General features: G+C 59.8%; 18 protein-coding genes. 6 read left to right on the forward strand and 12 right to left on the reverse strand.

Features of this window, described 5'->3' with window-relative positions:
- Positions 1–287, reverse strand: a 287-nt coding sequence (locus GA0061102_RS16350) for a transposase (protein WP_139115065.1), incomplete at its 3' end; no start/stop codon positions are given.
- 200 nt (positions 288–487) lie between these two features.
- Between GA0061102_RS16350 and GA0061102_RS16355 the strand changes: the two genes are divergently transcribed.
- On the forward strand, positions 488–1,414 hold the full coding sequence (locus GA0061102_RS16355; RefSeq protein ID WP_092850852.1) for a DMT family transporter: 927 nt from the start codon (positions 488–490) through the stop codon (positions 1,412–1,414).
- Positions 1,415–1,846: 432 nt separating this feature from the next.
- Here the strand turns inward: GA0061102_RS16355 and metF are convergent, their stop codons facing one another.
- From metF to GA0061102_RS16375, 4 genes are all read right to left on the reverse strand, one after another.
- Positions 1,847–2,749 (reverse strand): methylenetetrahydrofolate reductase [NAD(P)H], encoded by a 903-nt coding sequence (metF, locus tag GA0061102_RS16360; protein ID WP_092850853.1) that lies wholly within the window; start codon positions 2,747–2,749, stop codon positions 1,847–1,849.
- A gap of 1 nt (position 2,750) precedes the next feature.
- A complete protein-coding gene (locus GA0061102_RS16365; protein ID WP_092851071.1) occupies positions 2,751–3,776 on the reverse strand; it encodes an ArsR/SmtB family transcription factor in 1,026 nt (341 codons plus the stop codon).
- A 189-nt stretch (positions 3,777–3,965) separates the two neighbouring features.
- Positions 3,966–5,615, reverse strand: a complete 1,650-nt coding sequence (gene ettA, locus GA0061102_RS16370; RefSeq protein WP_092850854.1) for an energy-dependent translational throttle protein EttA — start codon at positions 5,613–5,615, stop codon at positions 3,966–3,968.
- Positions 5,616–5,741: 126 nt separating this feature from the next.
- Positions 5,742–6,488: a ribonuclease T2 family protein gene (locus GA0061102_RS16375; protein ID WP_092850855.1), complete on the reverse strand. Its 747-nt coding sequence runs from the start codon at positions 6,486–6,488 to the stop codon at positions 5,742–5,744.
- 169 nt (positions 6,489–6,657) lie between these two features.
- Here GA0061102_RS16375 and GA0061102_RS16380 point away from each other — a divergent pair, with 169 nt between their 5' ends.
- Genes GA0061102_RS16380 through GA0061102_RS16395 form a run of 4 tightly spaced genes read left to right on the forward strand, consistent with a single transcriptional unit; the run spans position 6,658 to position 11,445 of the window.
- Positions 6,658–7,590: an alpha/beta fold hydrolase gene (locus GA0061102_RS16380; RefSeq protein ID WP_092850856.1), complete on the forward strand. Its 933-nt coding sequence runs from the start codon at positions 6,658–6,660 to the stop codon at positions 7,588–7,590.
- Positions 7,591–7,609: 19 nt separating this feature from the next.
- Positions 7,610–8,569 (forward strand): DMT family transporter, encoded by a 960-nt coding sequence (locus GA0061102_RS16385; protein WP_092850857.1) that lies wholly within the window; start codon positions 7,610–7,612, stop codon positions 8,567–8,569.
- An 18-nt stretch (positions 8,570–8,587) separates the two neighbouring features.
- The gene (caiB, locus tag GA0061102_RS16390) at positions 8,588–9,790 is read left to right on the forward strand and encodes a succinate--glutarate CoA-transferase (RefSeq protein WP_092850858.1); all 1,203 of its coding nucleotides are present in this window, start codon (positions 8,588–8,590) and stop codon (positions 9,788–9,790) included.
- A complete protein-coding gene (locus GA0061102_RS16395) occupies positions 9,787–11,445 on the forward strand; it encodes a thiamine pyrophosphate-binding protein (RefSeq protein WP_092850859.1) in 1,659 nt (552 codons plus the stop codon). The genes caiB and GA0061102_RS16395 overlap by 4 nt, the downstream gene beginning before the upstream one ends.
- 39 nt (positions 11,446–11,484) lie before the next feature.
- Here GA0061102_RS16395 and GA0061102_RS16400 read toward each other — a convergent pair whose 3' ends face one another.
- From GA0061102_RS16400 to GA0061102_RS16410, 3 genes are all read right to left on the reverse strand, one after another.
- On the reverse strand, positions 11,485–11,829 hold the full coding sequence (locus GA0061102_RS16400) for a RidA family protein (protein WP_092850860.1): 345 nt from the start codon (positions 11,827–11,829) through the stop codon (positions 11,485–11,487).
- Positions 11,830–11,913: 84 nt separating this feature from the next.
- A complete protein-coding gene (locus GA0061102_RS16405; RefSeq protein ID WP_092850861.1) occupies positions 11,914–12,252 on the reverse strand; it encodes a protein tyrosine phosphatase family protein in 339 nt (112 codons plus the stop codon).
- 72 nt (positions 12,253–12,324) lie between these two features.
- Positions 12,325–13,164, reverse strand: coding sequence for a DUF4432 family protein (locus GA0061102_RS16410; RefSeq protein WP_092850863.1), 840 nt, complete (start codon positions 13,162–13,164; stop codon positions 12,325–12,327).
- A gap of 253 nt (positions 13,165–13,417) precedes the next feature.
- Here GA0061102_RS16410 and GA0061102_RS16415 point away from each other — a divergent pair, with 253 nt between their 5' ends.
- Positions 13,418–14,821 (forward strand): L,D-transpeptidase family protein, encoded by a 1,404-nt coding sequence (locus GA0061102_RS16415; protein ID WP_245298035.1) that lies wholly within the window; start codon positions 13,418–13,420, stop codon positions 14,819–14,821.
- Positions 14,822–14,940: 119 nt separating this feature from the next.
- Here the strand turns inward: GA0061102_RS16415 and GA0061102_RS16420 are convergent, their stop codons facing one another.
- From GA0061102_RS16420 to GA0061102_RS16435, 4 genes are all read right to left on the reverse strand, one after another.
- On the reverse strand, positions 14,941–16,089 hold the full coding sequence (locus GA0061102_RS16420; RefSeq protein ID WP_092850870.1) for an iron-containing alcohol dehydrogenase: 1,149 nt from the start codon (positions 16,087–16,089) through the stop codon (positions 14,941–14,943).
- Positions 16,086–17,471: an aldehyde dehydrogenase family protein gene (locus GA0061102_RS16425; protein WP_092850872.1), complete on the reverse strand. Its 1,386-nt coding sequence runs from the start codon at positions 17,469–17,471 to the stop codon at positions 16,086–16,088. Before GA0061102_RS16425 ends, GA0061102_RS16420 begins: the two co-directional genes overlap by 4 nt.
- Positions 17,472–17,625: 154 nt before the next feature.
- Positions 17,626–18,996, reverse strand: a complete 1,371-nt coding sequence (locus GA0061102_RS16430; RefSeq protein ID WP_092850874.1) for a glutamine synthetase family protein — start codon at positions 18,994–18,996, stop codon at positions 17,626–17,628.
- A 129-nt stretch (positions 18,997–19,125) separates the two neighbouring features.
- Positions 19,126–20,697: an amino acid permease gene (locus GA0061102_RS16435; RefSeq protein ID WP_092850876.1), complete on the reverse strand. Its 1,572-nt coding sequence runs from the start codon at positions 20,695–20,697 to the stop codon at positions 19,126–19,128.
- Positions 20,698–20,792: the final 95 nt, after the last annotated feature.

A 20,792-nucleotide genomic window follows, 5' to 3' on the forward strand; every position in this document is an offset into this window, starting at 1 on the left:
AGCAGCCACATCGTCTCCACATTACGCCGGCATTCACGCTCCAGTCGCCGGGAGGAGCGCACCTCGTTGAAATAGCCGTAGATGTAGAGCTTCAGCAGATCACGCGGATCGTAGGGGGGACGACCTGTCGAGGCCTCAACCGCTCGCCTGAATCCGAGCTGCGCAACATCAAGCCCATCGACAAAGGCATCGATCACCCGCACCGCAGCATCTGCCGCAACGTAATCCTCGATCCGGGCTGGCAACAGCGACGTCTGACCCCGATCAGTCCCTGAAATGTATCCCATGAAAATGGCCGCATCGTTTCCAATGCGGCCACCTTAATTGATTTGCCGGACTTCTCACACAGGCTGCAGCGAGCCGCCTTTTTATTTGTGCGCAGCTCCCGTCTGATTGCTTGCCGCCGCCGATTCCTCCCGTCGATGCAGGAAACGGGTGGAGACAATACCCCTCCTGACGTACAGATGCCTGAACGGGAGGAATGGCGATGAGCAACGACAATCGCATGAACGCACTCACCTGGGGCCTGCTGCTACTGCTCGGGCTTATCTGGGGCGGCTCGTTCTTCTTTGCCCGCATTGCCGTTCACCACGTGCCGCCCTTCACTCTGGTCCTTCTGAGATTGTCACTGGCAGCGGTGGCCCTACACATCTATCTCGGCGGCCGCTTCGGCATCTATCAGACGATAAAGAGCCACTGGCCGCAATTTCTGTTGCTAGGCCTGATCAACAATGCCGTGCCCCACACTTTGATCTTCTTCGGCCAGACGCAGATGGGCGCCGGGCTCGCCTCTATCCTCAATGCGACGACACCGATCTGGACGGTCCTGATCGGCAATCAATTGACGACCGATGAGCGCCTGACTTCGGCCAAGCTTGCGGGCTGCCTCACCGGACTGATCGGCACGGTTGTTCTGCTCGCTCCCAGTCTGAGCAACAGCGCCTCGGTGCCCTTCTGGGCGCTGCTGCTACCGATCCTTGCGGCGATCTCCTATGGCTTTGCGGCGATCTACGCCAAGCGCTTTAAAGGTATTGCGCCGCCCGTGGTCGCCGCTGGCCAGCTGACAGGCTCTTCGCTCATCATGTTGCCGTTCGCCCTGATCATGGACCAGCCTTGGACCCTAACGATGCCACCGGCGTCGGCAATCGCTGCCATTCTGGGCCTGGCTCTGCTGTCGACAGCCTTCGCCTATATTCTCTATTTTCGCATCATGGCGCTTGCCGGCGCCACGAACGCCTCGCTCGTCACGCTGCTGGTGCCGCCGAGCGCCATGCTGTTGGGCTTCCTTTTCCTTGGAGAACGCCTCGGCTTCTCCGAGATTGCCGGCATGATGCTCGTCGCCGCAGGCCTGCTCATTCTCGATGGCCGGGCCTACGCCTGGCTAAGACGCGGCGAGCGCCCACGCCTGACCTGATTTGCGCCGTGACCGTTAGCGGCGCCGTCTTCTACCGAAAACAGGCGGCTTGGTAACATTTATTCACAATCCGTTATAGAAATGGGCGGCGACAATTGCCGCATGAAATCAATGTTCTACGGCTGGATCATGAATTGAAATATCAGCCACGTACCGCATCGCAGCAACGAATTCCCTTTCCAAGGGACACATTTTGGACATAGAACTTACCGGCTGACTGAGGAGGAAGACATGGGATTGACGCGATCCATCAACGTCCTAGTGGTCGGTGCGGCCTTTGCCTTTGTCGTGACGATGCTCTTCATCTAACGACTTCGCGAAGCCCGCAAACGATCGAACTCCGAAAGCTAACAAAACACCGATTCCATTGGAAAAGCGCATGTCCGCGATGGACATGCGCTTTTTTATGATCAAGCGCAGTGCGCCAATACCTTAAGCGGCGGCACCAGCGCGCGCCTCTGCCTTGCGCTGAATTCCCAGCCGCTCAAGAACGGCGGAAACAAGCGGTGAGCGGTTCATGGTATAGAGATGGAATTCATAAATGCCGCGCCGCACTAGGTCCTGGATCTGCTCGGCCGCGACTTCGGCCGCGACCCTGGCACGTTCCTCGGCATAATCATCGGTGCCCTCGAAACGCTCATCCAGCCAGGACGGAATATTGGTCCCGCAGGCACCGGCAAAACGCTTCAGCTGCGTCAGATTCTGAATGGGCATGATGCCCGGCACGATCGGGATCTTGATGCCAGCGGCGCGGACGCGATCATGGTAGCGCTCGAAAGCGTCATTATCGAAGAAGAACTGCGTCAATGCCCGATCGGCGCCATTATCGGCCTTGCGCTTCAGCATATCGATATCGGCTGCGGTGTCGCGGCTTTCCGGGTGCTTTTCCGGATAGGCCGATACGGAAATATCGAAGTCGCCGCGCTCGCGCAGAGCAGCCACCAGTTCGGCCGCATTGGCGTAACCGCCCGGATGCGGCTGATAAGCGGAGCCGACGCCGCCCGGAGGATCGCCGCGCAGAGCAACGAAACGGCGAACGCCAGCCGCAAGAAACTCATCGATCACCCGATGCGTATCCTCGCGCGTCGCACCGACGCAGGTCAGATGCGAAGCGGTGGTGAACGGTGTCTCATGGATCATCTTGCGCACGGCAGAAAGTGTCGGCGCCTTGGTCGAGCCGCCTGCTCCATAGGTGACGGAGACGAATTCCGGCTCCCAATCGCTAAGGTCCGCAACTGTGTTCCACAGCTGCTGCTCCGCCTCTTCCGATTTCGGCGGAAAGAACTCGAAGGATATGCGGATGCCATCCTGGGCATTTTCCGAATTCGAAGACATATCAAACCCTCTCGGCAAGAATGGGGGACGATTGGCGGTCCTGCTCTGCTGCCACCAGCAGCCGTGGGTCGCGCGCCAGCCAGATCGTGACTGTCAGCGCCTGACCGCCTTCTTTCCCTGAATGAAGATCCTGCACCTGCTCGACATCGAGCCCCGCCAACTTCAGCCAATCCGCTATGGTCTGATGCGAGAAGCCGAGACGCAGATGCGCATGTTCGTCACGCAAATACTCAAGCCCGTGCGGCGCCAGATCGATGATCACAAGCCGACCGCCGGGCCGCAGCATTCGCGCCGCCTCCGCAACCGCGATCTCGGGTTGATCGAGAAAATGCAGTACCTGGTGGATGGTAATCAGATCGAAATCTTGCTGCTCGAGCGGCAGATTGAAAATGTCGCCCTGGCGCACCGAAGCAGCCGTGATGTTGGAACGGTCGAGATTGGCCCGCGCCACGGCCAGCATGTCGCGGCTGGCATCGATGCCGACCGCACGCCGATAATGACCCGCCAATAGCTGCAACATACGGCCGGTGCCGGTGCCGAGATCGAGAAATGAGTCGATCGGCTGCGGACCGATCAGCTCGATCAAAGCCTTGTCGACATCTTCGTCCGCAACATGCAGGCGGCGCAGCTCATCCCATTCGGCAGCATTGCGGCTGAAATAGGCCTGCGCACGCTCGGAGCGGATGCGCTTCACGGCGGTAAGGCGCTCTCCGTCGCGCAATAGAACGGCATCCTTCTCCGCCGTGTGACGCAGAAGGGTGCGGGCGAGCGTTACCGCCTTGCCTTCCTGCTTCAAGCGGAAATAGGCCCAGGCCCCCTCCTGATAACGATCGATCAGGCCGGCTTCGCCAAGCAGCTTCAGATGCCGCGAGATGCGGGGCTGCGACTGGCCGAGAATTTCGGTAAGATCGGTAACGGTCAGGTCGCCGGCGGCAAGGAGCGCCAGGAGACGCAGCCGAGTCGGTTCGCCGACCGCCTTCAGCACGTCCACAACCTCATCCAAACCGAGTTTCACCAGATCCGTCATTTGATGCCCAATCAACATATAAAGATATCTTTATGTGATTTGGGTGCATTTCGCAAGAGCCATTTGGCCGCCGAGCCCGTTCGACGTCGGAATCTTGCCAGCTTCTGCCGAAAGCGGAATATTGCCGGCCATCGCCGGGCAAACAAAAACCCCGGTTGAACCGGGGTTTTCGAAAAGCAAAGCGGGAGCCTATCGCGTCAGGCGCTTATAGGTGACGCGGCTCGGGTTGATACTATCCACACCGAGGCGGCGCATCTTGTCCTGTTCGTAATCCTCGAAGTTGCCTTCGAACCATTCGACATGACTGTCGCCTTCAAAAGCGAGGATGTGCGTGGCCAAACGGTCGAGGAACATACGATCGTGGCTGATGATCACAGCGCAGCCGGCGAAATTTTCAAGCGCGATCTCGAGAGCACCGAGCGTTTCGGTATCAAGGTCGTTGGTCGGTTCGTCGAGCAGCAGAACGTTGCCGCCAGCCTTCAGCATCTTGGCGAGATGGACGCGGTTGCGCTGGCCGCCGGAGAGGTTGCCGACCTTCTGTTGCTGGTCGCCGCCCTTGAAATTGAACGTCGCGCAATAAGCTCTCGAGTTCATTTCATACTTGCCGAGCTTGATGACTTCCGCACCGCCGGAGATTTCCTCCCAGACGGTCTTGCCGCCATCAAGTGCATCACGGCTCTGGTCGACATACCCAAGATGAACGCTGTCGCCGATGCGGATGCTACCGCTATCCGGCTTTTCCTGGCCGGTGATCATGCGGAAGAGCGTCGTCTTGCCGGCGCCGTTCGCACCGATAACGCCGACGATACCACCCGGCGGCAATTTCAGCGATAGACCTTCGATCAAGACGCGGTCGCCATAGCCCTTGGTGATGCCTTCCATTTCGATGACCACCTGACCGAGACGCTCGCCGACCGGAATGATGATCTGCGCATCGCCGGGACGCTGGTTCTCGGCCGCATCGACCAACTCATCATAGGCGCGGATACGGGCCTTGGACTTCGACTGGCGAGCTTTCGGGCTGGAAGCGATCCATTCCTGTTCGCGTGCGATCGCCTTCTGGCGGCCGGCCTCTTCGCGGCCCTCCTGCTGCATACGCTTCGCCTTCGCCAGCAAGTACGAGGAGTAGTTGCCTTCGTAGGGAATGCCGCGACCGCGGTCGAGTTCGAGGATCCAGCCGGTGACGTTATCCAGGAAGTAGCGATCGTGGGTGATCATCAGCACGGCGCCCGGATAGGCGCGCAGGTGCTTTTCAAGCCAGGCGATGGTTTCCGCGTCCAGGTGGTTGGTCGGCTCGTCGAGCAGCAGCACGTCCGGCTGCGACAGCAAGAGCTTGCACAGCGCCAGACGGCGGCGCTCACCGCCGGAGAGATTGGTGACGTCGGCATCGCCGGGCGGGCAGCGCAGCGCATCCATCGCCATTTCCACCTGGCTTTCCAGATCCCAGAGGTTCTGGCTGTCGATGATATCCTGGAGCTTGGCGCCCTCTTCCGCCGTCTCGTCGGAATAGTTCATCATCAATTCGTTGTAGCGATTGAGGATTTCCGTTTTGGCGGAAACGCCTTCCATGACGTTTTCGAGCGCGGTCTTGGTCGGATCGAGCTGCGGCTCCTGCGGCAGGTAGCCAATGGTCGCGCCTTCGGCCAGCCAGGCCTCACCGGTATATTCCTTATCGAGGCCGGCCATGATGCGCAGCACCGTCGACTTACCGGCGCCGTTCGGACCGAGAATACCGATCTTGGCGTCGGGGTAGAAGGAGAGATGAATATTCTCGAGGATCTTCTTGGCGCCATAGGCCTTATTCAGACCGGACATATGATAAATGAACTGACGTGCCATAGCTTGGGTTACTCCACGGGCGGATAACATTGCGAATTGTGCCGCTATGTAGGCGAAACCCGGCCCTCGGGCAACGGCGAAACCTTGTCCGAGGGCATTTATCCGCGCCGCAAAGACCGGAACAGCTTAGAAACCGGCCGCATCCACCACGCCGCGATCGCAGCCGAACGACGTGCTGCCGGCACCCTGGATCAGTTTTGCAAGCCGCGGCTCGCTGCCCTGCTGCGGATCGATCGCGTCTTCGGACAAGCCGATCGTCAGTTCAGAGATCATCCTGACGTTGCCGACCTTGCGGCAGCTCATCTTGATGCGAGCATTGGCATCCTCGCCGAAGCTCTGGTCGAAGGCGGCCTTGATGCTTTCCGCATCCAGCTCCTTGCCGATATTCTTGGCGAAAAGATCGCGCACGGCAGATGTATTGAGTTCGGCGACTAGGCCGGCAGCAATGGAAAAATATTGGTCGGCGCTGAGCTTGGTGCAGGTGCCGTGCTTGATCCATTCATGCCGTTCCAGACCGGATTGCGTGCCCGGCATGACCTTGTCCAGCCTCGCCTTGACGTCCTGCGACAGCTGTACCGCCGGCAGGTCCTTCCAGTCACGGCCGCGATCCGCCTGTTTCAGATCGTCCGAAACGTCGCAATATTCCTGCCGCATCGGCCAGAGGCCATGCAGCGAGAAATTCGTGGCATCATGATTGCTCGACGACTGGTTCCGGCATTCCGCCTTCTTCTGGTTCGTCGCGCAAAATGCCGGCTCCCAGCTTGCCGCCAGGATAAAGCGCGTGCGCCCCCGGCTGTGTTCTTGCGCCGCTGCGCTCGCGACTGTCCCGACCGAAAGGAGCACAACCGCAAATACCCGAAGCAAATGCTTCATTCCATGCCTCCAAATTAGAACATTATAGGAACAAATAAGCAGTTTGGCCGAGCGTATGCAACCCTGAGAATCACAAAGCGCGAAAAGAATTTATTTCTGTGGGCTTCGATCCCTATCCATTGCAATCCACCGGCTGATAAACTTTCGTCGAAATGGGGAGGAACCATGCATGTTCGCCGAGACGCAACGCCTGGATAGTCCAACAGGCGCGACGATCGCCTATCATCACGCGCCGGCTTCAGGCGAGGCGCGCGGTATCCTCCTGATCTCCCACGGCCTTGCTGAACATTCGCGCCGCTACGAGGCTTTCGCGCATGCCATGGCGTCCCACAGCTTTCATGTCTACGCGCATGATCACCGCGGCCACGGCGAAACAGTCGCCGCCGATGCCCCGACCGGCCGTTTCGCGCGCAGAGGCGGCGTCGATCAGGTCATTGCCGACGTTCTGGCCATGCGAGAGCTTGCTGCAGCTGCCCATCCCGGCCTGCCGATCATCCTGTTCGGCCACTCGATGGGCGGCTTGATCAGCCTCAATACTGCCGTCACGCACCCGGATAAATTCGATGCCGTCACGGTCTGGAATTCCAATTTCAACCCGGGCATTGCCGGCCGTGCCGCTCAACTCATCCTGAAGACGGAGCGCATGTTCAAGGGGTCGGATGTGCCAAGCGGGCCGCTGCCGAAGCTGACCTTTGGTGCCTGGGGCAAATCCATCGCCAATCGTCGCACCGAGTTCGATTGGCTGTCGCGCGTCCCCGAGCAGGTCGACAAGTACGTCGCCGACCCCCTCTGCGGCTTCGATGCATCCGTTTCGCTCTGGCTGGACATATTCGAACTCAGCTTTCGCGCACCGCAAAAGGCGTATCTCGGCCGGCTCCGGGGCGACATGCCGATCCATCTCGTCGGAGGTGCGAAGGATCCGGCGACGGACAACGGGAAAGCGATTTCCTGGCTGTCAAATCATTTGAAGGGCGCAGGCTTCTCTCATATTACAACGATCATCTACCCAGACATGCGGCACGAAACGCTGAACGAAATCGATGCCGATCAAGCCATTGCCGACTTTGCCAATTGGTGCAGGAAGATCACGGCAAGGAATTGATTTTCAAAGGAATACCCCAATGAACACCAGCGGCGGCTCCTCGCTACGATTGCCGCAGTCGGAGCTGACTTTCGGTCTTGCGATGATGTTCCTCTCCGTCATCCTTTCGCCGATTATCGATATCTTCTCCAAGCTCGCGGCGGCCACCATTCCACCAGCCGAAGTTACGGCCGCACGCTTCATCTTGCAGGCGCTTTTTGCCCTGCCGATGATGGCCATGCGAGGGCAGTGGGGCGTCTGGACATGGCGTCGCAGCGGCGTGCATGCCATCCGTGCCGGCATGCTGACGCTGTCCATGGTCTCATTCGTGACCACGCTACAGGTCATGGAAGTCGCCGACGCCATCGCCATCTTTTTCGTGGAGCCGATGATACTGACTATTCTCAGCAGCATCTTCCTGAAGGAAACCATCGGCTGGCGGCGCTATACGGCCTGTGCAGTCGGCTTCATCGGCGCGATGCTCATCATCCAGCCGAGCTTCCAGGAAGTCGGCTTCGTCGCATTGCTACCCGTCGTTACCGCCCTCTGCATCGCCGTCTACGTAATGATCACCCGCGTCGTCTCCCATAGCGAGGATGCATGGCCCATGCAGTTCCAGACTGGCATATGGGGCATCGCCTTCAGCCTGATCCTGCTCCTTATCGGCCAGGCAACGGGATTTGCAATTCTGAATACGGTCATGCCGGACTTGATAGCCATGCTCTATCTGCTCGGTGTCGGCGTTACCGCAGCCGTCGCCGGCATTCTCACGGTACACGCCTATCGCGCCGTGCCGGCCTCGAAGCTGGCGCCCTTGCAATATTTCGAGATCGTCTCCGCAACCATCTTCGGCTGGCTGGTTTTCGACAATTTTCCGAACGCCATCAAATGGCTCGGCATCCTCATCATCATCGGCTCCGGGCTCTACATTCTCTGGCGCGAACGGCGCTTTGCATCCAAGCCTGTATCCGATACATCTGAAGCAGCGTTCACGCCGTAAGCGGGAGAGCGGATCCATATGACAGAACAAAAGACCAAGAAACCTCCGCTTTCTGGTATTCGCGTCATCGAGCTTGCCCGCGTGCTCGCCGGCCCCTGGGCCGGGCAGATGCTGGCCGATCTCGGCGCCGACGTCATCAAGGTAGAAAATCCCGACGGCGGCGACGACACGCGCCAATGGGGACCTCCCTTCGTCGAAGGCAAGGACGGCGAGAACCTCTCGGCCGCCTATTACCATTCCGCCAACCGCGGCAAGCGTTCCATCGTCGCCGACCTCAAGACCGAGGAAGGACAGGAGCTGGTGCGCCGGTTGGTAAAAACTGCCGACGTGGTGATCGAAAACTTCAAGCTCGGCGGCCTCGTCAAATACGGGCTGGACTATGAAAGCCTGACAAAGATCAATCCCCGCATCGTCTATTGCTCCATCACCGGCTTCGGGCAGACCGGCCCCTATGCCGGCCTTGCAGGCTATGACTATATCGTCCAAGGCATGTCCGGCTTCATGTCGATCACCGGCGAGCCGGACGGCCAACCGGTGAAGGCAGGCGTTGCGATCGCCGATATCTTCACCGGCATCTATGCCGTCTCGGCAATCGAGGCCGCGCTGATCCACGCGCTGAAATCCGGCGAAGGCCAGCTTGTCGATATGGCGTTGCTCGATGTTCAATCGGCCGTGCTTGCCAACCAGAACATGAACTATCTGATCTCGGGCAAGCCGCCCGTGCGGCTTGGCAACGCCCACCCCAATATCTCGCCTTACGAGGTCGTTCCCACCGCGGACGGCTATCTCATTCTCGCCGTGGGGAATGACGGGCAATTCCGCCGCCTGTGCGGCATTCTCGGCCTCGAAGGCAATGCCGACGACGAACGCTACGCAACCAACAAAGCCCGCGTCGCCAACCGCGACGAGGTCAGGACGTTCATATCGGCAAAGACGTTGACCTGGAACAAGGCAGATCTGCTGAAGGCCTGCGAGGACAATGCCGTCCCGGCCGGCGCCATCAACACGATCGAGGATATGTTCGCCGACCCGCAGATCAAGGCGCGAGGCTTGCGCATCGATCTCGAGGACGGTGCAGGCACCATGATCCCAAGCGTGCGCACGCCGATCGTCCTGTCGGAGACACCGTTGACCTATACGCGGCCAAGTCCGCGCCTTGGAGAGCATCAGGAGGAGGTTCTCGCCGAATTGGCGGAACTGGAGGGAAAGGCGAAGATATGAAACGAACGGGCGGCCAACTCATCGTCGAGGCTTTGAAAGCAAATGGCGTAAAACGCATTTCCTGCGTGCCGGGCGAGAGCTTTCTGGCGGTGCTCGATGCGCTGCACGACAGCGACATCAATGTGCTCGTCTGCCGTCAGGAGGGTGGCGCGGCGATGATGGCGGATGCCTGGGGCCGGCTGACCGGCGAGCCAGGCATCTGCATGGTCACCCGCGGCCCCGGAGCCACGAACGCATCGGCCGGGCTCCACATCGCCCGGCAGGACTCGATCCCGATGATCCTTTTCATCGGTCAGGTCCAGCGCGACGCCCGCGAGCGCGAGGCCTTCCAGGAGGTGGAATTCCGCCGCGCGCTCACCGAATTTGCAAAATGGGTCGGCGAGATCGACGATGCTGCCCGCATCCCGGAATTCGTCACCCGCGCCTTTGCAGTCGCAACGTCTGGACGTCCCGGCCCCGTTGTACTGACCCTGCCGGAAGACATGCTGCGCGACGAGGTCGAGGCGCCGGAAGCCAAGCCTTATACGCCCGTCGCCGCTCATCCCGGCCGCGGCGAGCTTGCCGACCTTCAGCGGCGCCTCGCCGCCGCAGAGCGCCCAATCGTCATTCTCGGCGGTACGCGTTGGAATGAGGAGGCCGTTGCCGGCATCCAGCGGTTCGCGGAGCGTTTCAGCCTGCCGGTCGGATGCTCCTTCCGTCGCCAGATGCTGTTCGACCATCTGCACCCGAGCTATGCCGGCGATGTCGGCATCGGCATCAACCCGGCGCTGGCAAAGGAGATCAAGGAGGCGGATCTGCTGATCCTTCTCGGCGGACGCCTCTCCGAAATGCCGTCCTCCGGCTATACGCTTGTGGACATCCCCTACCCGCGTCAACAGCTCGTCCACGTTTACCCCGATCCGTCCGAGCTTGGCCGCGTCTATCGTCCGGATCTGGCGATCTGTGCCAGCCCCGCCGACTTCGTCGCCGCACTCGCCGATCTGGGGGCACCCAGCAAAGCGCGTTGGGCAGAGCGTACCGAGCGCATGCATGCCGCCTATCTCACCTGGTCGACGACACCGGAAAAAAGCCCCGGCGCGGTGCACATGGGCCGGATCATGGATTGGATCGAAGCCAATACGGCTGATGATACGATCTTCACCAACGGAGCCGGCAACTATGCGACGTGGCTGCATCGTTTTCACCGTTTCCGCCGCTTCGAGACACAGGCAGCGCCTGCGTCCGGATCGATGGGTTATGGCCTGCCGGCGGCGGTTGCCGCCAAGCAGCTGTTTCCGGAACGGGAAGTCATCTGCTTTGCCGGCGACGGCTGCTTCATGATGCACGGGCAGGAATTCGCGACCGCCGTGCAATATGGCTTGCCGCTGATCGCGCTCGTCATCAACAACGGCATGTACGGCACCATCCGCATGCATCAGGAGCGGGAATATCCCGGTCGTGTCAGCGGTACAGAACTCAGGAATCCGGATTTTGCAGCACTTGCCCGTGCCTATGGCGGCCATGGAGAGACGGTGACGGCGACGGAGGAATTTGCTCCGGCCTTCGAGCGAGCCCGCGCCAGCAGCAAGCCGGCCATCATCGAGATCGCGCTCGATCCGGAAGCGATCACGCCTTCGCGCACTCTGACGGAAATCGCCCAAACGAAAGGCCGGTGAGCGCAAGCTCCCCGGCCCTCCAAAACATGTCAGTTCGGACTAGTCGAGCGCTGCGGTCACGATGAACTCGACCTTGTACTTCGGCGCAGCGAGCTTGGCTTCGCTGGTCGCACGGGCCGGCGTGTTGGCCGGATCGACCCAGGCTTCCCATGCAGCGTTCATTTCTGCGAAGTCGGAAATGTCTGCGAGATAGATGAGCGTCTGCAGGATCTTCGACTTGTTGGTGCCGGCAGCTGCGAGCAGGCGGTCAACTTCGGCCAGTGCCGACTTGCATTGATCCGTAACGCTTGCACCCTCGCCGACCTGGCCAGCGAGATAAACGGTGTTGCCGTGGATGACTGCGCCGCTCATGCGGGCGCCGACGTCAATGCGCTTGATGCTCATGGTTTTCTCCTGATGTTATTTTCGACAGGCAAACAGGGCGCGGCGCATAGCCTGCCCCGCAATCTCAAGGGTTGGGAAAGCCGCTCAGCCGCGAATATGGTGCGTCTTCTGATAGATCGCCGTCGAGCGGGCGCCGGACCGGCAATAGCCGAGCATCGGGCGCGCAAACTCGTCGAGCGCATCGACCATGCCCTGCACAGCCTCCTCAGTGACGCCCATGGGGCCTACGGGCACATGGGTGATCTCCAGGCCAAGCTCCTTGGCGCGCGCTTCGATGACGCCAAACGGCGTCTGATCCGGGCTTTCATTGTCCGGGCGGTGGCAAACGATGGACTTGAAACCCATGGCCTTGATCTGGTCGAGATCCTCTACGCTGATCTGGCCGGATACCGAGTACTCATCGTCGATCGGGCGGATATCCATGGTTCATGTCCTCTCTAAAACCGTGGCCTTGATCTACGCCGCCCCGGATCAAGCGTCAACCGCCGCACGCGCTCAAACGAAGGCAAAGTTGAGCGCGAAACTGCGGGCTTCGCCAGGCTGGAGAATATTGAATTCGCCCGCCTCATCAAGCTCCGCGCGGGAAACCCATCGATGCGAAACGGGCTCGATACCGAGCACATGTGCCGGCGCGCGCTGATTGCGCCAGACCTGCAGGAAAGGCAGCGTATCCGTGCCGAAACGCACCCTTAAAGACCTGCCGCCGATGGCCGCGATGGGGCCGAGACTGATTTCCGCCCAGTCCTCTCCCTTGTCTTCTGCCGGCACGCAGAAAATGTCGCCAGGCTCCTCGCCAAACGTCCAGGGAAAACCACCATTCTCGAGCATCTGCCCGGTGAGACGCGTGCCGCTGTCGAACCACTTCCCCCCGATATTCATGTGGTACATGAGGAAGACCGGCATAGCCTCGATGCTCGTATTGACGACGCGATCAGCAAGCGAGACCTCGCCGCTCGCGCCATCGATGCGCCAATGGCGCTCCAGCCTTGCCGTTCGTCCCTCGGCGGTGACAATGTCGATATCGGCACGGCACTCCGCATTGCCATTCTCGACTTTGGTCCAGAGAATTTTGGCCGGATGAGAAGAAAACGAGCCGTGCAGTGGATAGCGCCTTCCCTCGAATGCCCCGGTCATCGGCTGCGGATGGCGGATATGATCCGGACCGCAAGTGAACAGGAAGCCCTCCAGCGAATGGTCGATGCGCGGGTCCCCGTCATCGGGAATGGCGCGCCCGGGAGCAAGGTTGTTCCCATCAACAACGCAGGCGCCGATGTCCAGAACGGAGGTTTCATCCAGTGCCAGTTTCGGCCCTTTGGCTGCGGCAAAATCCATCATTCTCCGAAATCCTCCCAGACCGGCTCCACGCGCGGGCGTTGTCCCGCAATGGCGCACGGCGCAAAATAAACGGTGATATACCTTACCGATTGTTAACTCGAACCCTTGATTACACAAATTTTTATATTTTATTCAGCATGATAATCTAAATTTCCATACTGGCGTCAAAATTGCCATGTGTGTGTCAGCCGAACTACCATCCGAGGATTCGACAGACGTGAACCGGTTCGTAAAATTGAGTTTTATCTTGGCAATGACTGCCACGGTGTCCGCGCTCGCGCTTAGCGAGGCGCAAGCACAGTATTATCGTGGCGGAAACGGCAATACGGTTCTAGTCACACCCGACGGGCGAATCCTCGAGCAGTACCCCGATGGGGGTGGATATTCCATGGCGAGAGACGGACGCGGCCGACGGGTTCTGGTCGACACCTACGGCAATGTCGTTGCGACGGAAATGAGGGCGAGCACCTATTATCCCAAAGCACCGGCCCGCGATGCCTACAACGACAATGGGTACGGCAATGGCGGCCGCTACGGCGACACGCAGCTTTCCAACAATGGTGGCTATCGCGACTATCGCCAGTATCGCACCGACGGCTATGGCCAACAGGATCAAGACATCGTGACCGGCGGCATTCCGCGCGATGGCGATATTCAGCGCCAGCCGCTCGACGACCAGCCAATGCCGGGCAAGAGCCCAAATCAGATGAATTCGACCGGCAACGACTATGCCTCGATCGACCCGCAGCAGGGCACGCCGGATATCATCCGCAAGCCGCAGCCGGCGGATCCAGTCATTACGCTCAAGGGCAAATCGAAAATGGAAATCACCGCGCTCGAGGTCTTCCTCGCGCGGCAGGGTATTTCCCCAGGCGCCATCGACGGCCGCATGGGCGCAAACGTCACCAAAGCGATCTATGCCTATCAGCAGATGACCGGCCAGACGCTCGATCCGAACAATACCGACGCGATTCTCGAGCAGCTGCGCATGTCCGGCGGCATGCCGATCATCAATTATACGATCACCGCAGCCGACGCGGCAGGCCCCTATGTCGCGTCGATCCCAGAGGACTATGCAGCGAAGTCGCAGATGCCGTCTCTCGGCTATACGTCAACCACGGAAATGCTGGCCGAGCGCTTTCATATGGATGAGGGCTACCTGAAGGCGCTCAACCCCGGCGTCGATTTCACTGTGCCAGGCAACACCATCAAGGTCGTCAATACGGGTCCTGCCAAGATCGGCGCGGTCGCCAAAATCCTGGCGGACAAGGGCCGCAAGCAGGTTTTTGCCTATGACGCCAACGGCACGCTGATCGCGGCCTATCCAGCAAGCATCGGTTCCGCCGACACGCCCTCGCCCTCCGGCACGGTCACGGTCGAGCGCGTCGCCTTCAATCCGGGCTATACCTACAACCCGAAGATCAACTTCCAACAGGGCGTCAACGACAAGGTTCTCAACATTCCGCCTGGCCCGAACGGCCCGGTCGGTACGGTGTGGATGGCTCTGTCGAAGCCGACCTACGGTATCCACGGCACGCCGGACCCTTCGAGGATCGGCAAGTCGCAAAGCCACGGCTGCGTGCGCCTCACCAATTGGGATGCGACCGAGCTCGCCAAGATGGTCAAGCCCGGCGTCGTCGTCGAATTCGTGGATTGATCGGCAACAAAGTTTCAACAAAAAAGCCGCTGGGCGCTCGCTCCGGCGGCTTTTTGTTTGTCTTTAAGTCCCTGACGCGCTGCTGCTTCCGTTCGGCGCGTCAGGAGTTGGGCAGCTTTTCAGAAGCAATCCCGGAAGAGAGCCTTGGTGTTTTCCAGCGTCATCGGCACCGGATTGCCGCCTGCACTCGGATCCTCGATCGCCATCGCAGAAAGCTCGTCGATCCGATCGGGCGCAATGCCCATGGCCGAGAGGCTTTCCGGCACGCCGAGTTCTGCACGCAGCTGCAGCACATAATCATAGAAGCCGTCGAAGCCGCCGGCGATGCCGAGGTAGGCTGCCGCGCGGGCGATCTTCTCCTCGATGGCCTTGCGGTTGAAGCGCAGGACCGCCGGCATGACGACAGCATTGGTCATGCCGTGATGCGTATTGTAGACGGCGCCGATCGGGTGCGACAATGCGTGAATGGCACCCAGGCCCTTCTGGAAGGCGACGGCGCCCATGGCGGCGGCGCTCATCATGTTGGCACGGGCTTCGAGATCCGTTCCCTCGCGATAGGCGCGCGGCAGGAATTCCTTGACCAGACGCATGCCTTCCAGCGCGATGCCGGCCGACATCGGATGGTAGAACGGCGAGGAATAGGCTTCCAGGCAATGGGCAAACGCGTCCATGCCGGTGCCGGCCGTAATGACCTTCGGCATGCCCACAGTCAGTTCCGGATCGGCGATGACGACACCCGGCAGGAACTTCGGATGGAAGATGATCTTCTTCACATGCGTCGCCGAATTGGTGATGACGCTGGCGCGGCCGACTTCAGAACCAGTGCCTGCCGTGGTCGGCACGGCGACGATCGGTGCGATCCCTTCGAGATTGGCGCGGGTCCACCAATCGCCGATATCTTCGAAATCCCAAACCGGCCGGGTCTGGCCAGCCATGAAGGCGACGCACTTGCCGAGATCGAGGCCGGAGCCGCCGCCGAAGGCGACGACGCCGTCGTGACCGCCATCCTTGAATGCCTTCACGCCGGCATCGAGGTTCTTCTCATTCGGGTTCGGATCGACATCGGCGAAAATCGCGCGTCCGAGTCCGGCGTCTTCCAGAATGTCGAGCGCGGTCTTGGTGATCGCCATGGATGCGAGTCCCCGGTCGGTGACCAGGAGAGGCTTCTTCATGCCCAGGCTCTTGCAGGCGTCCGCCAGTTCCTTGATGCGGCCGCGGCCGAGCTTGAAGGCGTTCGGATAGCTCCAATTCGCTGAGATGTTGCTCATGCTGTTACTTTCTTCAGGTGATAGGATTTCGGACGCGTCAGATTGTGAAAGCCGATGATCGACAGCGAACCGCCGCGGCCGGTTTCCTTGACGCCGGTCCAGCACAGTGCCGGATCGAGATAATCGGCGCGGTTCATGAAGACGGTGCCGGTTTCGATCTCGCGGCCGATGCGCGAGGCGCGCTCGACATCCTTCGTCCAGAGAGAAGCCGTCAGGCCGTAGGGGCTGTCGTTCATGAGTTCCAGTGCTTCTGCATCGCTCTTCACCTTCATGATGCCAACGGCCGGGCCGAAGGTCTCTTCCCGCATGAAGGCCATGGAATGATCGACATTGACGAGGATCTGCGGCGCAAGATAGGCGCCGCCGTCATCGGCCGGAAACAGCTTGGGATCGACCAGCGCCTTGGCGCCCTTGGCGACCGCATCGGCGATCTGCTCGCGCACGACCTTGGCAAAGCGCTTGTGCGCCATCGGCCCAAGCGACGTCTCAGGATCCAGCGGATTGCCGAGCTTATAGTTCGAAACCCATGCGACGGATTTCTCGACAAAAGCACCGTACAGGGATTCATGCACGTAGATGCGCTCGATGCCGCAGCAGCACTGGCCGGAATTGAAGGTGGCGCCATCCATCAGCGTGTCGACGGCTGCGTCGAGATCGGCATCCTCCATGACATAGCCAGGATCCTTGCCGCCGAGTTCCAGCCCGAGGCTGGTGAAGGTTCCGGCTGCCGCGCGCTCAATCGACCGACCGCCTTCGACGGAGCCGGTGAAATTGACAAAGTTGAAGCTGCCGTCCGCAATCAGCGCCGAGGTCGTTGCATGATCGAGGAAGACATTCTGGAAGACGTCGGCGGGAACGCCCGCCTCGATGAAGGCCTGAACGAGCCGCTCACCGACCAGAAGCGTCTGGCTTGCGTGCTTGAGAATGACAGTATTGCCGGCCATCAGGGCCGGGGCGACCGTGTTGATCGCCGTCATATAAGGATAGTTCCAGGGCGCGATAACGAAGACGACGCCATGCGGCTCGCGCTCGATTCGGCGCGCAAAATTGGCGCTGTCTTCGACCACCATCGGTGCCAGCGCATCCGCAGCGATCGACGCGACATAGTTCGAACGCTCGTTGAAGCCGCGATATTCGCCGCCATACTTGATCGGGCGGCCCATCTGCCAGGAGAGCTCCGGCACGACCACGTCGGCCATCTCATTGAGCCGGGCAACGCCCTTCAGGACGAGCTGGACACGATCTTCCAGCGGGCGACGCGCCCAATCCTTTTGCGCCTTGCGGGCACGGGCCACGACTTCCTTGGCCGCGTCCAGCGATAAAGCCGGACGTTCGGCATAAACCTCTCCGTTCACCGGAGAGACGCATGTGATCATGGTCATGATCGAATTCCTGTTTCCTTAATCATCCATTGATTGCCGGATGTTGCACAACCTGCAGCCGCATTCAAAAGGGGGAATGTCAGGCAGGCAAGTCATCCTTGCGCCCCTGCCCGATCATAGAATGAAATCGGGCATGAGGCAGTTCGCGAAAGCCTTACGCTCTTTCAAATCCGCGCGCCACTTCCCAATCGGTAATGCGGCGATCGTACTCCTCCTGCTCCCATTCGGCAGCGCGGGTATAGTGATCTATGACATCGTCGCCGAAGGCGGCGCGCAGCATTTTCGAATTGGCCAGGGCCTCGGTCGCACCGCGCAGGGTGCGCGGAATTTCGCGAACCTCACGTGCGCCATAGGCGTCGCCGACGAACGGCGCTTCCAGTTCGAGCTTGTTCTCGATGCCATCGATACCAGCAGCAATCAGGGCCGCGAAAGCGAGATAGGGATTAAGATCGGAGCCGCCGACCCGGCATTCGATACGAATGCTCTTGGTCTCAGCACCGCACAGGCGATAACCGGCCGTGCGATTATCGGTGCTCCAGATTGCCTTGGTGGGCGCGAAGGTGCCGGCGACGAAGCGCTTGTAGGAATTGATATAGGGCGCCAGGAAATAGGTAATTTCGCTGGCATGGTTCAAAAGACCGGCGACATAATGCTTCATCAGCGGCGTCATGCCGTGCTCTTTTTCCTTGTCGAAGAACAGCGGTGTCTTGCCGTCTGCGCTCCAGAGCGACTGATGGATATGCGAGGAGCTGCCGGCAGCGCTATAGTTCCATTTCGCCAGGAACGTTATGGCTTTGCCCTTCGACCAGGCAATTTCCTTGCAGCCGTTCTTGATGATGGCATGGCGGTCGGCCATGGTCAGCGCGTCGGCGTAGCGGACGTTGATTTCCTCCTGGCCGGCCGAGGCCTCGCCCTTGGAGTTTTCAACCGGAATATCGGCACCCTGCAAACCCTTGCGGATCGCCCGCATCACATCCTCTTCCTTGGTGGTCTGGAAGATGTGGTAATCCTCATTGTAGCCGCTGACGAGATTGAGGTTGCGATAACCAGATTCGCGGGCGCTATCGTAGCTCTGATCGAACAGGAAGAATTCGAGCTCCGAAGCCATATAGGCCTTCATACCCATCGCCTCGAGGCGCTTGACTTGCTTCTTGAGGATGGCACGCGGCGAATGCGCCACTTCCTCATGCGTATGATGGTCGAGCACGTCACAGAGAACCAGCGCCGTGCCTTCGAGCCAGGGAATGCGGCGCAGCGTTGCGAGATCGGGCTTCATGGTATAGTCGCCATAGCCTTTCTCCCAGCTTGTGGACTTGTAGCCGGAGACGGTTTCCATCTCGATGTCGGTCGCCTGCAGATAGTTGCAGCTATGCGTTTCCTTCCAAGCACTCTCGACGAAGAATTCCGCCTGGAAACGTTTGCCCATCAGGCGTCCCTGCATGTCCACCTGGCATGCCAGAACCGTGTCGATGCGCCCTTCGGCCACATCCTTTCTGAGGTCATCGAACGTATAGCTAGTGCTCATGATTAATCCGCCTGAAAGATATGAAGAGTGATCGGCTGACAGCTTAGTGGGACGTATAACCCAAAGCCGCGCATCGAGTGGGGGGGGGCCCGCAACAACGGCCCCCGCCGGATTGAAGACGAACGAGGATTATACTTCGCCAACGGCCCGTTCAGCGGCAGCGATATCGGCCTGACGCTTGGCGATGACGTCACCAATCGGCGGTCCCTGGAAGCGCCGCTGTTCGAAGGCAAACCAAACCACCGCGGTCAGGACCAGGAAGCCGATGGTGATGTAGAGAGCCCATTCGTTCGGCGGCTGCACGCCGATGATGAAGATGATCGCCATAGCAATGACCACCAGCACCGAGACCAGCTTATAGGCGCCGATACCCATGTTCCACGGTCCCATTTTGGGCCACTTCGCAGTTCCGATCGCCTTGATGCCGAGGACGATCGGCACAGTGAACGAGAGGAACAGGAAGATGACGGTGCACGACACGACGATGGTGTAGGCCGAAGAGCCGGCGATCGTGACGAGCGAAGCGCCCCAGACAAACAGGACGGAAAGAATGGCGGCCGTCCAGATGGCGACGGAAGGCGTGCGGAACTTGGGGCTGACGCTGGCGAGCGATTTCGAGAACGGCAGGCCGCCGTCGCGCGAGAAAGCATAGATCATGCGCGACGCGGATGTGACGGTCGCAAGGCCGCACAGCAGCTGCGAGATGAAGATCGCAACATAGAGGATATTGGCGACGACAGGGTTGGTGATGCTGTTGATCGTCCAGAAGAAGACGTTCCAGCCCTGTTTCGATGCTTCATTCATGTCCGGGATGGCCAGCAGGAAGGCCAGCAGCATGATGTAGCCGAACAATGACGACCACCAGACCGAGGAGACCATGCCGCGCGGCACCGAGCTGGATGCCTTGACGGTCTCTTCGGATGTATGCGCCGACGCGTCATATCCCGTGATCGTGTAGATCGGCAGCAGCAGACCAAGGGCAAAGACGTACCAAATATTGTCCATCTTCGGCCAAACCGATGCATCACCTTCCGGCGTGCCGGAGTAGTTGGTGAAGGTCCAGATGCGGCTGATGTCCCAGCTCTTCACGCCGATCAGGCAGACGACGGTCAGCGCGATCGCGGCAGCAAAGATCAGGTAGCCGGACATATCGGTCAGCTTTGCCGTAAGCTTGATGCCGAAATGATTGATCAACGCCTGCAGGCCGGTGATGAGCGCAACGAAAATGATCTGGTTCGCAAAACCGGCCGAAGTGTTGGTATCAACGGCAATGCCGAACCACGATGCGATGGAGCCGCTGAAGAAGCCCCAAGTCCCGACGTTGATCGCGCCAAGCACGGTGATCAGGCCGAGAAGATTGAGCCAGGCCGTCAGCCAGCCGGTGAACCGGTTGCCAAGGATCGAGCCCCAGTGATAAAGGCCGCCGGCCGTAGGATAGGCCGAGGAAATCTGTGCCATCGAGAGCGCGAAAACGCCGGAAATCAGGCAGCCGAGCGGCCAGCCGATGCCGATAGCGGCACCGCCTGCGCCCGATGTTGCCTGTGCGAGCGAATTGATACCGCCAGATAGAATGCAGATGATGGAGAAGGAAATGGCGAAATTCGAGAATGAACTCATGCGCCGTTCCAGCTCCTGAGCATAGCCCATGGAGTGCAGGATATGAACATCCTGCTTTTTGTCTAACTCTGTGTAATCAGACATGTCATTCCCCCTTAAGCCCGGTCGTCCGCGGGATTGCGGAGAACCATGTGTCACATGAGCCGCCAGCTTTTTGCCATGCGGCTCGATCGCAGTTG

This window comes from Martinezella miluonensis (genome assembly GCF_900094545.1).
Taxonomy (GTDB): domain Bacteria; phylum Pseudomonadota; class Alphaproteobacteria; order Rhizobiales; family Rhizobiaceae; genus Rhizobium; species Rhizobium miluonense.

What these genes read in the sequence shown, in the direction of transcription:
- GA0061102_RS16355 (WP_092850852.1), top strand. Translation starts at nt 488, where the DNA reads ATGAGCAACGACAATCGCATGAACGCACTCACCTGGGGCCTGCTGCTA.
- metF (WP_092850853.1), bottom strand. Translation starts at nt 2,749, where the DNA reads ATGTCTTCGAATTCGGAAAATGCCCAGGATGGCATCCGCATATCCTTC.
- GA0061102_RS16365 (WP_092851071.1), bottom strand. Translation starts at nt 3,776, where the DNA reads ATGACGGATCTGGTGAAACTCGGTTTGGATGAGGTTGTGGACGTGCTG.
- ettA (WP_092850854.1), bottom strand. Translation starts at nt 5,615, where the DNA reads ATGGCACGTCAGTTCATTTATCATATGTCCGGTCTGAATAAGGCCTAT.
- GA0061102_RS16375 (WP_092850855.1), bottom strand. Translation starts at nt 6,488, where the DNA reads ATGAAGCATTTGCTTCGGGTATTTGCGGTTGTGCTCCTTTCGGTCGGG.
- GA0061102_RS16380 (WP_092850856.1), top strand. Translation starts at nt 6,658, where the DNA reads ATGTTCGCCGAGACGCAACGCCTGGATAGTCCAACAGGCGCGACGATC.
- GA0061102_RS16385 (WP_092850857.1), top strand. Translation starts at nt 7,610, where the DNA reads ATGAACACCAGCGGCGGCTCCTCGCTACGATTGCCGCAGTCGGAGCTG.
- caiB (WP_092850858.1), top strand. Translation starts at nt 8,588, where the DNA reads ATGACAGAACAAAAGACCAAGAAACCTCCGCTTTCTGGTATTCGCGTC.
- GA0061102_RS16395 (WP_092850859.1), top strand. Translation starts at nt 9,787, where the DNA reads ATGAAACGAACGGGCGGCCAACTCATCGTCGAGGCTTTGAAAGCAAAT.
- GA0061102_RS16400 (WP_092850860.1), bottom strand. Translation starts at nt 11,829, where the DNA reads ATGAGCATCAAGCGCATTGACGTCGGCGCCCGCATGAGCGGCGCAGTC.
- GA0061102_RS16405 (WP_092850861.1), bottom strand. Translation starts at nt 12,252, where the DNA reads ATGGATATCCGCCCGATCGACGATGAGTACTCGGTATCCGGCCAGATC.
- GA0061102_RS16410 (WP_092850863.1), bottom strand. Translation starts at nt 13,164, where the DNA reads ATGATGGATTTTGCCGCAGCCAAAGGGCCGAAACTGGCACTGGATGAA.
- GA0061102_RS16415 (WP_245298035.1), top strand. Translation starts at nt 13,418, where the DNA reads ATGACTGCCACGGTGTCCGCGCTCGCGCTTAGCGAGGCGCAAGCACAG.
- GA0061102_RS16420 (WP_092850870.1), bottom strand. Translation starts at nt 16,089, where the DNA reads ATGAGCAACATCTCAGCGAATTGGAGCTATCCGAACGCCTTCAAGCTC.
- GA0061102_RS16425 (WP_092850872.1), bottom strand. Translation starts at nt 17,471, where the DNA reads ATGACCATGATCACATGCGTCTCTCCGGTGAACGGAGAGGTTTATGCC.
- GA0061102_RS16430 (WP_092850874.1), bottom strand. Translation starts at nt 18,996, where the DNA reads ATGAGCACTAGCTATACGTTCGATGACCTCAGAAAGGATGTGGCCGAA.
- GA0061102_RS16435 (WP_092850876.1), bottom strand. Translation starts at nt 20,697, where the DNA reads ATGTCTGATTACACAGAGTTAGACAAAAAGCAGGATGTTCATATCCTG.